This is a genomic window from Mucilaginibacter arboris, from assembly GCF_009754915.1.
Taxonomy (GTDB): domain Bacteria; phylum Bacteroidota; class Bacteroidia; order Sphingobacteriales; family Sphingobacteriaceae; genus Mucilaginibacter_A; species Mucilaginibacter_A arboris.
This window is the reverse complement of the sequence record NZ_WPIK01000012.1, coordinates 118,662-133,059: the sequence shown is the minus strand read 5'-3', so window position 1 is coordinate 133,059 and position 14,398 is coordinate 118,662. Positions and strand designations below refer to the sequence as shown.

Annotated in this window: 12 protein-coding genes; 10 read left to right on the top strand and 2 right to left on the bottom strand. The window is 39.8% G+C overall.

Going from position 1 to position 14,398, the window contains the following annotated elements; translation table 11 throughout:
* Nucleotides 1-148: 148 nt before the first annotated feature.
* The 10 genes from GO621_RS14010 (at nucleotide 149) to GO621_RS13965 (ending at nucleotide 11,914) form a co-directional block, all read left to right on the top strand.
* Complete coding sequence (locus GO621_RS14010) at nucleotides 149-1,507, top strand: sigma-54-dependent transcriptional regulator (protein ID WP_157568094.1); 1,359 nt, start codon at nucleotides 149-151, stop codon at nucleotides 1,505-1,507.
* A 147-nt stretch (nucleotides 1,508-1,654) separates the two neighbouring features.
* On the top strand, nucleotides 1,655-3,001 hold the full coding sequence (locus GO621_RS14005; RefSeq protein WP_157568092.1) for a sensor histidine kinase: 1,347 nt from the start codon (nucleotides 1,655-1,657) through the stop codon (nucleotides 2,999-3,001).
* Between the two features lie 323 nt (nucleotides 3,002-3,324).
* On the top strand, nucleotides 3,325-4,380 hold the full coding sequence (locus GO621_RS14000) for an AAA family ATPase (protein ID WP_157568090.1): 1,056 nt from the start codon (nucleotides 3,325-3,327) through the stop codon (nucleotides 4,378-4,380).
* Between the two features lie 5 nt (nucleotides 4,381-4,385).
* Nucleotides 4,386-5,267: a DUF58 domain-containing protein gene (locus GO621_RS13995; RefSeq protein WP_157568088.1), complete on the top strand. Its 882-nt coding sequence runs from the start codon at nucleotides 4,386-4,388 to the stop codon at nucleotides 5,265-5,267.
* 124 nt (nucleotides 5,268-5,391) lie between these two features.
* Nucleotides 5,392-6,387: a hypothetical protein gene (locus GO621_RS13990; RefSeq protein ID WP_232335659.1), complete on the top strand. Its 996-nt coding sequence runs from the start codon at nucleotides 5,392-5,394 to the stop codon at nucleotides 6,385-6,387.
* Entirely contained in the window at nucleotides 6,384-7,391 is a 1,008-nt protein-coding gene (locus GO621_RS13985) for a vWA domain-containing protein (protein WP_157568086.1), read from the top strand. The genes GO621_RS13990 and GO621_RS13985 overlap by 4 nt, the downstream gene beginning before the upstream one ends.
* On the top strand, nucleotides 7,391-8,431 hold the full coding sequence (locus GO621_RS13980) for a VWA domain-containing protein (RefSeq protein WP_157568085.1): 1,041 nt from the start codon (nucleotides 7,391-7,393) through the stop codon (nucleotides 8,429-8,431). The genes GO621_RS13985 and GO621_RS13980 overlap by 1 nt, the downstream gene beginning before the upstream one ends.
* Nucleotides 8,428-9,195: a tetratricopeptide repeat protein gene (locus GO621_RS13975; protein ID WP_157568083.1), complete on the top strand. Its 768-nt coding sequence runs from the start codon at nucleotides 8,428-8,430 to the stop codon at nucleotides 9,193-9,195. The genes GO621_RS13980 and GO621_RS13975 overlap by 4 nt, the downstream gene beginning before the upstream one ends.
* A 156-nt stretch (nucleotides 9,196-9,351) precedes the next feature.
* Nucleotides 9,352-11,151 carry a BatD family protein gene (locus GO621_RS13970; RefSeq protein WP_157568081.1) on the top strand — a complete coding sequence of 600 codons (1,800 nt, stop codon included), beginning with the start codon at nucleotides 9,352-9,354 and terminating at the stop codon, nucleotides 11,149-11,151.
* Nucleotides 11,129-11,914, top strand: a complete 786-nt coding sequence (locus GO621_RS13965; protein WP_232335658.1) for a tetratricopeptide repeat protein — start codon at nucleotides 11,129-11,131, stop codon at nucleotides 11,912-11,914. Before GO621_RS13970 ends, GO621_RS13965 begins: the two co-directional genes overlap by 23 nt.
* Nucleotides 11,915-12,115: 201 nt before the next feature.
* Here GO621_RS13965 and GO621_RS13960 read toward each other — a convergent pair whose 3' ends face one another.
* Together GO621_RS13960 and GO621_RS13955 are read right to left on the bottom strand one after the other, a co-directional pair.
* Complete coding sequence (locus GO621_RS13960) at nucleotides 12,116-12,937, bottom strand: (Fe-S)-binding protein (RefSeq protein WP_157568079.1); 822 nt, start codon at nucleotides 12,935-12,937, stop codon at nucleotides 12,116-12,118.
* A 39-nt stretch (nucleotides 12,938-12,976) separates the two neighbouring features.
* Nucleotides 12,977-14,275: a (Fe-S)-binding protein gene (locus GO621_RS13955; protein ID WP_157568077.1), complete on the bottom strand. Its 1,299-nt coding sequence runs from the start codon at nucleotides 14,273-14,275 to the stop codon at nucleotides 12,977-12,979.
* Nucleotides 14,276-14,398: the final 123 nt, after the last annotated feature.

Below are 14,398 nucleotides of genomic sequence, written 5' to 3'. Positions count from 1 at the left end.
AGAAGCATCTGAACGTACGCTTCTGTTACAGTAACTGTACGGTTTTGATACAGCTTATTTGTACTGCATCTTTTAAAACTTTAATTTACAAAGCTTTAAGGCAAATGGTATAATTGTAGCACAAAACCTAAGTAATTTATCCAATTTTATGAGTTTAAAACAAGCTTCCGTTTTAGTGATTGATGATGATACCGGCGTGCTTACTGCCGTACGGTTATTGTTAAAAACAGAGGTAAAAGAAGTAGTTGCCGAGAAAAATCCAGAAAATTTACGTTCGATTTTATCGCGGCAAAATTTTGACCTGATCATGCTGGACATGAACTTTAACAGCTCGATCAATACCGGGAACGAGGGTTTGTTCTGGCTGAATAAAATCAGGGAATTTAAATCGGATGCGGCTGTAATTATGATTACGGCTTACGGACATATCGATTTGGCTGTCCGTTCTTTAAAAGAAGGCGCTGCAGATTTTGTGGTGAAACCCTGGCATAATGAAGTATTAATTAATGTGCTAAAAGAAGCATTGGCCAAAAGGGCAAAAAATAAATCCCCGCAAATACCATCTGTCACAAAAGATTCTATCATCGGAAGTGAACTGATCGGTGAATCGGCCATCATGCAGGACATATTTTATAAGATCGAAAAGATTGCACCAACAGATGCCAACATATTAATTTTAGGCGAAAACGGAACCGGAAAGGACCTGATCGCTAAAGCAATCCATCAGCAATCACTTCGCGCAGCAAAACCTTACGTAAAAGTAGATGTAGGCGCTTTGTCAGAAAACCTGTTTGAAAGCGAACTTTTCGGTCATAAAAAAGGTGCTTTTACCGATGCCAGGGAAGACCGCGCCGGAAGGTTTGAAGCAGCCAATACCGGAACATTGTTTTTAGATGAAATTGGCAATATTGCTTTGCACCAGCAGGCAAAATTGCTTAGTGTGCTGCAAAACCGGCAGGTTACGCGCTTAGGCAGCAACCAACCCGTTTCTGTTGATATTCGCTTAATTTGTGCCACCAATGTTCCGTTAAACGAGCTGGCGAATGAGAACCGTTTTCGCCGCGATCTGATGTACCGTATCAATACCGTTGAAATTACCGTTCCGCCTTTACGGAAGCGGGGAAGCGATATTTTACTGCTGGCCAAATATTTCGGTAAGGTTTATAGCAAAAAGTATATGAAACCAGGACCTGGTTTTGATGCAAAAGCGACAGAAAAACTATTGCAATATGCTTTTCCGGGAAATGTAAGAGAACTGCAATACACCATGGAACGGGCAGTAATTATGGCTGATGAACCTGTTTTACAAGCTAAAGACCTGATCTTTTCGCCGATAGAACAAGTGCCGGAAATAAACGAACCGGATGAACTGCGGTTAAGTTCTATCGAAAAAAACACCATTTTACGTGTGATCGAAAAAAACAGCGGCAATATTACCAAAGCTGCTAAAGAACTGGGCATTACGCGTACCGCTTTGTACCGCAGGTTAAGTAAGTATGATATTTGAGTGGGAGCGAAGTTTAAAAGAGCGGAGAGCGGGAAATATGCCGAAAAAAAATAACCTTTCCTATTTATTTTATCCATCAAGCTATCTATTTATTAATTTAGACATTTCTCCGGTCTCCGCACTTAATTCATCGCACAACATAACTCAATGAAACCTTACCAATGGAATATTTTATGGCGGATACTGCTTTTACCACTAACTTTTAGTGCTGCTGCTTATGTAACCTTTCATTTCGGGTACCATTACCTTTTGCTGCTTTTGCCGGTGCTTTTTTTACAGCTAAAAAATCTGTATCACTTTCAGCAAAAAACGCATCAGGAACTGGAGCAGTTTGTTGAAGGGGTTCATTATCACGATTTTTCGCGCCATTTTGAGGTGAAACATGCACCGGCAAATTTGCAAGTGCTGCGCAAAGGTTTTAACGAGATCAACAGTACTTTTAAAACGATTTCGCGCGACAAGGAAACGCAATACCAATATCTGCAAAAAATACTGGAACTGGTTGGCACCGGAATTTTATCTTACGAAGCTGAAACGGGCGACGTGGTTTGGATGAACGAAACGCTGAAAGCCATGCTCCGTTTACCTTATTTAAAAAATATCCATGCATTAAAAAAACGTAACGAGCAGTTGTACCAGCAAATTATCAGCCTTAAAAACAGTAAGAGCACTGTAGTTACGTTACCGGATGCACAGGTTTCTATCAAAGTATTGTTATCGGCAACAGGTTTTCAAACCGAAGGCAAACGTTACAAATTGCTGGCTTTGCAAAATGTAAATGAAGCTTTGGACGAAACTGAATCGCGTGCCTGGCAAAAGTTGTTGAGTGTGATGACGCATGAAATTATGAATTCTATTGCGCCTATTTCCTCGCTTGCCCATACTTTAAAAAACCGTTTGCAGGAAGCCAATGCTTCTTTTACCACCGAAAAAAAAGCATCAGGATTACTGGAAGATCTGGAATTAGGCATCGATACCATTCGCAGCAGGAGCGAAGGTTTGTTAAAATTTGCCGAAACTTACCGTAACCTCAATAAAATTACCACTTTAAATGTAAAAAAGGTTTTTGTACGAGACCTGTTCGAAAGTTTAAACACGTTAATGGAACCAACTTTGGCACAGAAAAATATTGAGCTGGATATTGTTTTGAAAGATACCGGATTAACGGTAGAAGTTGACCCGATGCTGATAGAGCAAGTGCTGATTAACCTGCTGGTAAACGCAATAGAAGCGGTAAAAGACCGGGAAAACACAATTATCGTGCTATCGGGTTATGTGTTAAACGATAAAAAAACAGTGCTAAAAATAGCAGATAACGGCACCGGCATGGCCGAAGATTTACTGGAACAAATATTTGTACCGTTTTTCAGCACCAAAAAAAACGGCAGCGGCATTGGTTTAAGTTTGTGCAAACAGATTATGCTGCTGCATAAAGCGCAAATCCAGGTACAATCAATTGAAGGTGAAGGAACTGCTTTTTTATTACAATTTTAGAAAATACCAAGCGCCTGTTTAAGTTTCTATTTTCAAAAAACTTCCATTCGCCTTTGAATTCAGTATACTTCTTTTAGCACACAAAAGTATTATGTCTAAAAATAAAAAAATGTAATTTTTAATGTGAATTCAATTATCCGTTTCCTTAAAGAAAAGGTTACAAAGAGCTATAAAATTTACTGCTTTTTTTAAATCTCTCATTGTTAGGAAATTTAAATATGGCTAAAGCTTATTTAACATTTTTTAACATAAATCTGTTACACAAAAGCTCCTGAAAAAACTACAGCTATTTTTAACTTACGCTCCTCAAAAAACGACTGTTAATGGAAGAGAATAATATTGGTACACAACCTGTTACAACTGATTCGATAGCCGGAAGTTCATCCTACGGAACTGATATTCGCGTCCTGAATGAAATGATCCAAAGAGAAAGCGCGTTTATCGATCTGTTAAAAATGGAGATGGACAAAGTAATTGTAGGACAAAAGTTTATGGTTGAACGCCTGCTGATCGGTTTATTAGCAGATGGACATATCCTGCTGGAAGGCGTTCCTGGTCTGGCAAAAACACTGGCCATTAATTCTTTATCTAAGGCAATTGATGCCGGTTTTAGCCGCATTCAGTTCACGCCGGATTTATTGCCCGCAGATTTAATTGGTACCATGATCTACAACCAGAAAAAGGAAGAATTTATCGTACGTAAAGGCCCGCTTTTCTCTAATTTTATTTTGGCTGATGAAATAAACCGTGCTCCCGCAAAAGTGCAAAGCGCATTATTAGAAGCCATGCAGGAACGCCAGGTTACGATTGGCGACAATACATTTTCGCTGCCGCAGCCATTTTTAGTACTGGCAACTCAAAACCCGATTGAGCAGGAAGGTACTTATCCGCTTCCTGAAGCACAGGTAGATCGTTTTATGCTGAAAGTAGTAATCGGTTATCCGAATAAGGAAGACGAAAAAAGAATCGTACGTGCTAACATTTCTCCGCAGGGCTTTGCAAAAATTAACCCGATTGTTAAAACTGATGACATTATTAAAGCCCGAAAAGTAGTCCGCGAGGTGTACATGGACGAAAAAATTGAGCAATACATTATCGATATTGTTTTCGCCACCCGTTATCCCGAACAATATAAATTAGAAAAATACAAAAGTTTGATTGGCTTTGGCGCGTCGCCAAGGGCAAGCATTAATCTGGCTCTGGCTGCAAAGGCTTATGCATTCATTAAAAGGCGCGGTTATGTCATTCCGGAGGATGTGCGTGCGATCAGTCATGATGTGTTAAGGCATCGTATCGGTCTGACTTATGAGGCAGAAGCTGAAAATATCACTTCGGAAGAAATCATTACCGGCATTTTAAACGCTATTGAAGTACCATAATTGAAATGGCCAAAGACACCAAAGAGCTGCTAAAAAAGGTAAGGAAGATCGAAATCAAAACCCGGGGACTAAGCAATCACTTATTCTCCGGCGAATATCATTCGGCTTTTAAAGGGCGCGGTATGGCCTTTAACGAGGTACGCGAATACCAGCCCGGCGATGAAATACGCACGATCGACTGGAACGTAACCGCACGCTTTAACCATCCTTATGTGAAGGTTTTTGATGAAGAGCGCGAATTAACGGTAATGATATTGGTAGATGTAAGCGGATCTGAAAACTTTGGCACGATCATTCAGCAAAAGCAGGATCTGGCAACAGAATTATGTGCCGTGCTGGCTTTCTCGGCCATCCAGAATAATGACAAAGTAGGCGTGATTTTTTTTAGTGACAAGATCGAAAAATTCATTCCGCCTAAAAAAGGCCGTAGCCATATTCTGATGATTATTCGTGAGCTAATTGATTTTACGCCAGAAAATAAGGGCACCAACGTAGCAGAAGCATTACGCTATTTTACCAGTGCGATTAAAAAACGCAGCACTGCTTTTATCATATCAGATTTTATCAGCGGCCCTTTTGATGATCAGCTTAAAATTGCCAATAAAAAGCATGACATTATTGCCCTGAAACTATACGACAGGCACGAAGAAGAATTTCCGAACTTAGGATTGATACCAGTTGTTGATGAAGAAACCGGCGAATTGCAATGGATAAACACGGGCAATAAAGAGGTACGCAATGCTTACAAAAAAGCTGCCTTAGAAAGAAACTCCCGTTTAAAGGAAACATTCAGCAAATCTGGCGTTGATTTCACCAGCATTGGCACACATGAATCTTACGTTAAACCATTGATGACGCTGTTTAAAAAACGGGAAAGCAGACGATAGCATCCAATAAAACTTCAAATAAAGCATGTTTACAATTTATTATACCTACTGCTTTTATCACCTAAAAATGTTTAAATATGATGATGCTTCTTTTATCGCATAAAAATCCAATCACAAAAAAACCATGTGTAAAAGAAGCATTATAAATTTCGCTGATATTCATTTGAACAGGTTCCTATCCTTCATTTTAATTTTCCTGCTGACTGGTGTTTACTTTAACGCATCTGCACAAAGTGTACAGGTTGAAGCGCGGCTGGATCGGGTTTCGATACCAATTGGCGATCAAACCCTGCTGCATATTTCTGTCCGGATGCCGCTTAAAACGGATATTACCTTTCCGGAACTGAAAGACAGTATTGGCAAAGTGCAAATCGTAAAAAGTTTAAAGGCTGATACCGCGGTTGATAAAAAAGATCCAAACCAGGAAACGATAACGCACAGTTATGCCATTACTTCTTTTGATGCCGGCGTTTACGTGTTGCCTCAATTTACATTTCATACTAAAACCGGTGATTTTAAAACCGGAACGGTAACCTTACAGGTAAAAGCAGTTCCGGTTGATACTACCAAAACTTTTTATGATATTAAGCAACCTCTTGCTGTTTCCTACACGTTTTGGGATTGGTTGAAAGATCATTGGATAGCAGTGATGATTACATTGGCAGCTGTTTTATTAACGGCCGGATTGGTATATTACTATAAAAAAAGGCCGGTAAAAGAAGCATCGATTGTAAACACTGTTCCAATTCTTTCTGCAGATACCATCGCTATAAATAAATTGAACGAACTGCGCGCTAAAAAGCTATGGCAGCAGAACGAGGTAAAACTGTATTACAGCGAATTGACGGATGTGTTGCGTGAATATTTAGAAAAAAGGTATCAGGTAAAAGCACACGAGCAAACAACGGATGAGATTTTTGACGGCTTAAAAAACAAAGAGATCCCGCAGGATAACAGGAACACGTTGAAGCAATTACTAACGCTTGCTGATTTGGTAAAATTTGCGAAACAAAAACCAACAGCTTTTGAAAACGAGCAGAGCATGGATAACGCCATTAATTTTATCGTACAAACGAAGCATCAACCTAAGCCAATCGACAAGGAGGATTTACCTAAATGAACTGGTTTAGCGGAATAGAATTTGCCCATCCCGGATTTTTTTGGCTGCTGCTCCTAATTCCTTTGATGATTGCGTACTATTATTGGCGCAACCGCCAGTTGCAGGGCACGCTTGGCCTGTCAACAACCAAAAGTTTTGCATCAGCGCCCAAAAGTTCCTTGCATATTTTCAGACATACTGGGATTGTATTAAGATGCCTGGCTTTTATAGCACTTATTCTGGCGCTGGCACGGCCGCAATCGGCTTTTAGCTGGCAAAATGAAACCACCGAAGGCATTGATATTATGATCGCTACGGATATTTCAGGCAGTATGCTGGCAGAAGATTTTACGCCAAACCGTTTGGAGGCCGGTAAAAATATCGCTATTAATTTTATTAAAAACCGTCCTAACGATCGGATTGGATTAGTAATTTTTAGCGGCGAAAGCTTCACGCAATGTCCGTTAACCATCGATCATGACGTACTTATTAATCTTTTTGGAGATATTAAAAACGGAATGATTGACGATGGAACTGCCATTGGTATGGGTTTGGCCACAGCTGTTAACCGCTTAAAAGACAGCGAAGCAAAAAGCAAAGTCATCATTCTGTTAACCGATGGCGTGAATAACAAAGGTTCTATTCCTCCTATAACTGCAGCTCAAATTGCCAAACAGTTTGGAATAAGGGTTTATACGGTGGGTATCGGGACTAATGGCTCGGCGCGTTATCCTTTTAAAGACCAGTTTGGCAATACACATTACGAAATGGTCCCTGTTGATGTAGATGAAAATACATTAATAAAAATTAGTAATATAACCGGAGGAAAATATTTCAGGGCAAGAAATAACAATGAATTAGCACAGATATATGAGCAGATTGACAAGTTGGAAAAAGTCAAAATAGCAGTTACCCGATACCATAAAAAAACAGAGCGATATTTACCGTTTGCAATTTTGGCACTGCTGTTTTTATCGATAGAATTTTTATTGAACAACACCATTTTTAAAGGAGCTTTAACCTGATGCTACGTTTCGCAAATGCATATCTTTTATGGGCTTTGTTGCTTGTGCCATTGCTGATTATCATATTTATCATAATCAGGAGATGGAAAAAAAAGGCACTTGCTGCTTTTGGAGATAAAGCGGTGATCAGCCGGATTATGCCCGATGTTTCCTTTTCAAGGCCAACGCTTAAATTTATCTTTTTTATTGTGGCTTATACGCTGCTGATTATTGGTTTAGCTGGTCCGCAGGTTGGTACACACATAGATGAAGTGAAGAAAAAAGGTGCCGATTTGATGATCTTGCTGGATGTTTCAAACAGTATGTTATCACAGGATTTTGCACCGAACCGTTTGGAAAACGCAAAAAGTGCTTTAGCCCAGCTGATTAATAATTTGCACGATGACCGCATTGGTATTATTGTTTTTGCTGGGGAAGCATATGTGCAAATGCCCGTAACCACAGATTATTCGGCTGCCAAGCTGTTTTTAAATACTATTAATACAGGTATCGTTCCTGTTCAGGGCACCGCAATTGGTGCCGCTATTGATATGGGGATGAAATCTTTTGATTTTAAGGATGGCACCAGCAAAGCCATGATCCTGATGACAGACGGAGAAAACCACGAAGACGATGCGGTTGCAGCAGCAAAAAACGCACACGAAAAAGGTGTTGCTATTCACGTTATCGGCTTTGGATCACCGCAGGGAGCACCTATTCCTATTTATGATAATGGCAAGCAGGCCGGTTTTCATACGGATAGTGTAGGGCATACCGTAATCAGCAAGCTGAACGAAGATATGTGTAAAGAGATTGCTTTGGCCGGAAACGGCGTTTACATAAGGGCAACCAATGCCAATAGCGGATTAGGTATCGTAATGGACCAGGTGCACAAAATGCAGCAAAAAACGTACGACAGCAAATCATTTAAGGATTATGAAGATCGTTTCCAGTTTTTCCTGGTTATCGCCTTGTTGTTGCTGGTTATCGAGTTTTTTATCTCCAGCAGGAAAAGTTTAAGGTTAAGCAGGTTAAAATTGTTTGAAGTGAAAAAGCCATGAAGCAGTTTGTTATAACTATTATATTGATTTTGAATGTTTCCGTGCTTTTAGCTCAGGATGCAAAAAGTCTTATCCACCGGGGCAACCAGCTTTATGAGCAGAAAAAGTTTAAAGAAGCTGAAGCGGATTACCGGAAAGCAGTCGAAAAAAAGAACGAGAATTTAACAGGAAATTTTAATTTGGGTGATGCCTTATACAAGCAAAAAAAGTTTGATCACGCAGCAAAGAACTTTACAGATATTGCATCAACTGCAACCAATTCATCTGTAAAGGCAAGGGCTTATCATAACCTGGGCAATTCTATGTTGGAAACTAAAAAGTATGAGGAAAGCATCGATGCTTATAAAAAATCATTGCTTAATAATCCAAAAGATGATGCCACACGTTACAACCTGGCTTATGCCCAGGAAATGCTGAAAAAACAGCAGCAGCAAAACAAGCAAAATCAACATAACAACCAGCAAAATCAGCAGAACAAGGATCAGAATAAGAACAATAAAAACGATCAGGATAAAAAAAACCAGGACAAAAACAACCAGGGTAAAAACGATCAGAATAAAGACCCGAACCAGCAGAACAAGGACCAGGACAAAAAAGACCAGGACAAAAAGGATCAGCAAGATCAGCAACAACCCAATCAAATATCAAAAGACGATGCCCAACGGATGCTGGATGCGCTGAACAACCAGGAACAGGGCACGCAGGATAAGCTAAAAAATAAAAAATTAAAAGGTGGCCAGGCACGAATTTTAAAAGACTGGTAATTTAAAAGGCCGATTGGTTTAGATGCTTCTTTTATCGTATAATTTTAAGTGAAATTGATAAAAAAATTAAAGGTTGCTGATTTTTAGGTGATAAAAGAAGCATCTAAAATCAGCCCAAACAAAATTTAAACAGGCAGTTTAGCCTTTAAAATATAAATGAAAAAAAGACTTGGTATATTATCAATTTTACTGCTGTTTTCAACACTGCTGTTTGCCCAAAAATTTACAGCTTCAGTAAGCAAAAGCAATGTTGGCGTAGGCGAGCAGTTTGAGGTTGATTTTTCAATGAATGCTGGCGGCACTCATTTTACACCGCCCAATTTTAATAACTTTCAGGTAATATCCGGGCCAAACATGTCATCCGATATGACATCTGTTAACGGCAATACTACCCTTAATATTACCTACAGCTATATTCTTGTTCCCACAAAAGAAGGTACATTTACGATTGATGCGGCCGCTATTGTAATTAACGGGCATACTTTGGTTTCAAGCCCGTTAAAAGTAACGGTAAAAGGGCAAGCCCCTCCTGTTCAGAAGCAGGCTCAGCAAGCCGCTGCTGCGCCCGTTGATAACAGTAAAGCCGATACCAGGGATATCTCTAAACAAATATTTATAAGGGCTGTGGTTGATAAAACACATGCTTATGTGGGCGAGCAAATTAAAGTTGATTACAAAATATATACGCGTGTAGATATCCTGGGGGGACAGCCCGATAAAGCCCCGGAACTGAATGGCTTCTGGAACCAGGATGTGGTTAACAAAAATGGTAATTCATGGAAAAGTGAAGTTTATAAAGGTTTAAGATATAACGTAACCACTATCAAACAAAGCATTCTTTTCCCTCAACATGCCGGCGATCTTAGTATCGATCCATTAACCGTGAACTTTGGTGTGCGTTTGCCGCTTCCTGCAATAAACGTTTTAGGCACTATGTATAATAATTTTAAGGACGTTCCGTACAAGGCAAAAAGCCAGCCCATAATTATCCATGTTATTCCTCTTCCCACTACAGGAAAACCTGTTGATTTTACCGGAGCTGTGGGATCATTTTCCCTTTATACTGATGCTGATAAAAAAGAATTAAAAGCAAACGAAACCCTTAATTATACAGTCGAAATTTCAGGTACGGGAAATCTTAATCTGATAGACGCACCTAAAATTAATTTACCGGCTGATCTTGAAAAATACGACCCTAAAACAACCGACCGGATCACCGTAGATTCAAATGGCGTTTCGGGCAGCAGGAAATTCAGCTACCTGCTAATTCCGCGCCATCAGGGCGATTTTACGCTTAACCCTGTTAATTTCACTTATTTTAATCCGGCTTCTAAAAAGTATATAACCCTGCCAGGAAAGGCATTCCGTATTAAAGTAAATAAAGGCGATGCCCAGGCTAATGCACCTGCTTTCAATTCCTCAGATCAGCAGGATATTAAATTGCTTGGTAACGATATCAGATATATCAAAACAACAGCAGCTGATTTGTATAAAGATGGTGAAGGCTTTTATAATTCGGCAATGTATTATATATTGCTTTTACTGGGGCCAATCTTATTTGCAGCAGCATTATTTTACCGCAAGTGGAACCGGCAATATAACAGCGATTTGGTTAAAGTTAAAAGCAGAGGCGCGGGAAAAATGGCTGCAAAACATTTAGCCAATGCACAAAAGGAATTAACAGCGGGTAACAGATCAGCCTTTTACGATGCAATTGCCAAAGGCTTGTATGGTTACTTAAGCGACAAGCTAAATATTCCCGTTGCCAACTTGAATAAAGAAAATATTACCGCACAACTACAATCACACTCAATAAATTCAATAACCATTAATCATTTGGTTGATACGATGGACTTGTGCGAAATGGCCCGTTTTGCACCCGTGACAGGAATATCGGAGCAGCAGGTGTTCGACAAAGCAAAAAATACGATCAATGAAATTGAAGATAAAATATAATCGGCTAACCAGTGGGTTGTATCTGGTGTTGATGCTTCTTTTACCCATGTTTTCTTTGGGTGATAACAAGGAGAACGTCTTATTTGAAAAAGGCAATCAGCTATATGCCAAAGCACAATATCAGCAGGCCGCACAAACTTACCAGCAGATATTGAACGATGGTTACCAATCAGCCGTTATTTATTTTAATACTGGCAACGCTTATTACAAGTTAGACGATATGGCGTCCGCTATTCTCTATTACGAAAAGGCCCGTAAGCTCGCCCCAAATGATAAAGATATCAATATCAATATCCAGTTTGCCAATCTCAAAATTGCCGACAAAATAGAGCCGCAGCCTGATTTTTTTGTTGCCCGATGGTGGCACAATTTTATCCTTGTTTTACCCGCTAACATACTTTCCATAATAAGTGACCTGCTTTTTTTAGGCGGGTTCCTATTGTTAATAGCTTATCTTTTTGCAGGCTCACTTATCCTAAAAAAAGCATCTTTTTTTACAGGTATTGTAGCTATTCTTTTCGGAATTATCACCATTTTTATGGCTAACAGGCAAATTAATTATTTCAATTCGCATCACCAGGCCATCATCTTCAGCAATTCTGTTATTGTAAAAGGTTCGCCCGATGTGAATGCCAAACCGCTTTTTGTAATGCATGAAGGCACCAAGGTTGATGTAAACCAAAAGAACGGAAACTGGATAGAGATCGAGCTTCCTAACGGAAATTCGGGCTGGATAACTGTAGATAATGTAAAGGATATTTAATTGCCTTGTACTGCTGTTACGAATTGGCATCGTAATAAATCTTACGGGAACAGGCGAACCTCCAGTGTCGCCATTGTTGTTCTACTGCCATAATTAGAAGAACCTTACTAATCATAGAAGGTAATTAATTAAACTTCAGCACAGTTTATTTACACTCTCGTGTGTTTTTAATATTCATGTGTTTAATCTTCTTTTATAAATCTATAATCCATTTGCTCTTGCCGTAATTTCCGCAATATCCAATACCTGTATTTCCTGCTCTTTTTCTTTATGTTTCACGCCGTCGCGCAGCATGGTCATGCAAAAGGGGCAGGCGGAAGCTACAATTTGCGCTTTGGCTTGTATGGCATCTTCAATACGTTCAGTGCTGATCTCTTTTTTGCCTGGTTCGGGTTCTTTAAACATTTGTGCACCGCCTGCTCCACAGCACAGGCCATTGCTCCGGCAACGTTTCATTTCTACCAGTTCGGCATCTAAAACCTGTAATGCACTTCTTGGGGCTTCATAAATTTGATTGCCGCGGCCAAGATAGCAGGCATCATGATAAGTAATGCGCTTGCCTTTAAAACTTTCGCCGTCCTGCGTTTTTAACTTTCCTTCGTCAATTAACTGCTGGATGAGCTGTGTATGATGGATTACTTCATAACTTCCGCCAAGCTGCGGATACTCATTTTTTAATGTATTAAAACAATGCGGACAGCCAGTTACAATCTTTTTGACTTTATAAGCATTCAAAACTTCAATATTTGTTATGGCCTGCATCTGGAACAAAAACTCATTTCCTGCGCGTTTTGCCGGGTCGCCGGTACAACTTTCTTCAGTTCCTAAAACTGCATAGCTCATGCCTACATAATGCAGGATTTTGCAAATGCTTTTAGTGATTTGCTGTGCCCGTTCATCAAAGCTTCCGGCGCAGCCTACCCAAAATAAAATCTCTGGTATTTTGCCTTCAGCAGCCATTTCAGCCATTGTAGGCACTACACCATTCCAGATTTTATCTGCTGCTATATTTACTTCGTTCATGTGATTAAAATTGATTTTAATTCTCCCGTAAAAGAAAATTTAATTAGTTTTTGCCCAGTTTAAACGGTCGGCACTTGCGTATTTCCATGGCGCACTGTTGTTCTCCACATTTCCGAACATATTATTCAGGCTGGCTGGTGCCTGAGATTCTTCCATTACAATGTAACGGCGCATATCAGTGATGATATTAAGCGGATCAATATTTACCGGACAAGCTTCCGTGCAGGCATTACAAGTTGTGCAAGCCCAAAGTTCTTCGCGGGAAATGTAGTCGTCAAGCAAGTTTTTATTATCGTTGTAATCCTTTCCATGTTTATCCAGGTTGTTGCCAACTTCGGTAATCCGGTCGCGCGTATCCATCATAATTTTACGCGGCGAAAGCAGTTTTCCGGTAATATTAGCCGGACAAACGCTGGTACAACGCCCGCATTCTGTACAAGTGTAAGCATCCATCAGGTTTTTCCAGGTGAGATCAGTTACATCTTTCGCACCAAAACGTCCGGGTTCAATTGTTTCCGGAACAAAAGCCGGATCAAGCATAGCTTTTACTTCATTGGTAACTGATGGCATGTTGCTGAATTGTCCTTTTGGCGTGAGTTTGGAATAATAAGTGTTCGGAAAAGCCAGCAGGATATGGAAGTGCTTGGAATAAGGCAGGTAATTTAAGAAAGCCAGAATTCCGATGATGTGAAACCACCAGCAGCTACGCTCAATTATTTCTAAAGATTGAGGACTTGCAGGTAAAAGTAAACTTAGCCATGCACTAACCGGAAAACTGCCTGCCTGCAAATAATGCCCGAAATGCAATTGCTGTAGTTTGTAGTCAGCAGCATTCATGGTGAGGAATGCCGACATTAAAAGGATTTCGATAATCAGGATGTAATTGGCATCTGAACGCGGCCACTTGGTCATTTCTTTTCCGCTGAACCTTTTCAGTTTCAAGATATTTCTTCTTGCTAAAAATACAACGCACGAAAAAAGTACAAGTAAAGCCAGCACTTCAAAACTGCCGATCAACAAACCATATAAGCTGCCCAAAGGCTTTGAAAATATTCGGTGCGAACCAAAAAGTCCGTCGATCATAATCTCCAGCACTTCAATATTGATAATTACAAATCCCATATAAATAAACAAATGCAGCAGCGCGGCAACCGGCCGTTTGGTCATTTTACTTTGACCTAAAGCTACTTTTGCCATTGTTTTCCAGCGTTCTGCCGGATGATCGCTTCGGCCGGTATCTTTTCCCAGTAAAATATTACGCCTGATTTTTCCCGCATTTTTGCTGAACAGGAAAATTGCAGCTGCCAGTATGATTAGAAACAGGAGTTGAGCAATCATTTATATTAATGGATTATCAGGCTTAGGATTAATTTTTTCGTAAATATTATGCTTCTTTTATCACCCTAAAACAAATTTTTGTTGCTTTTAAGGAAGCTGCAATATCAGCACAAATTTTTTATT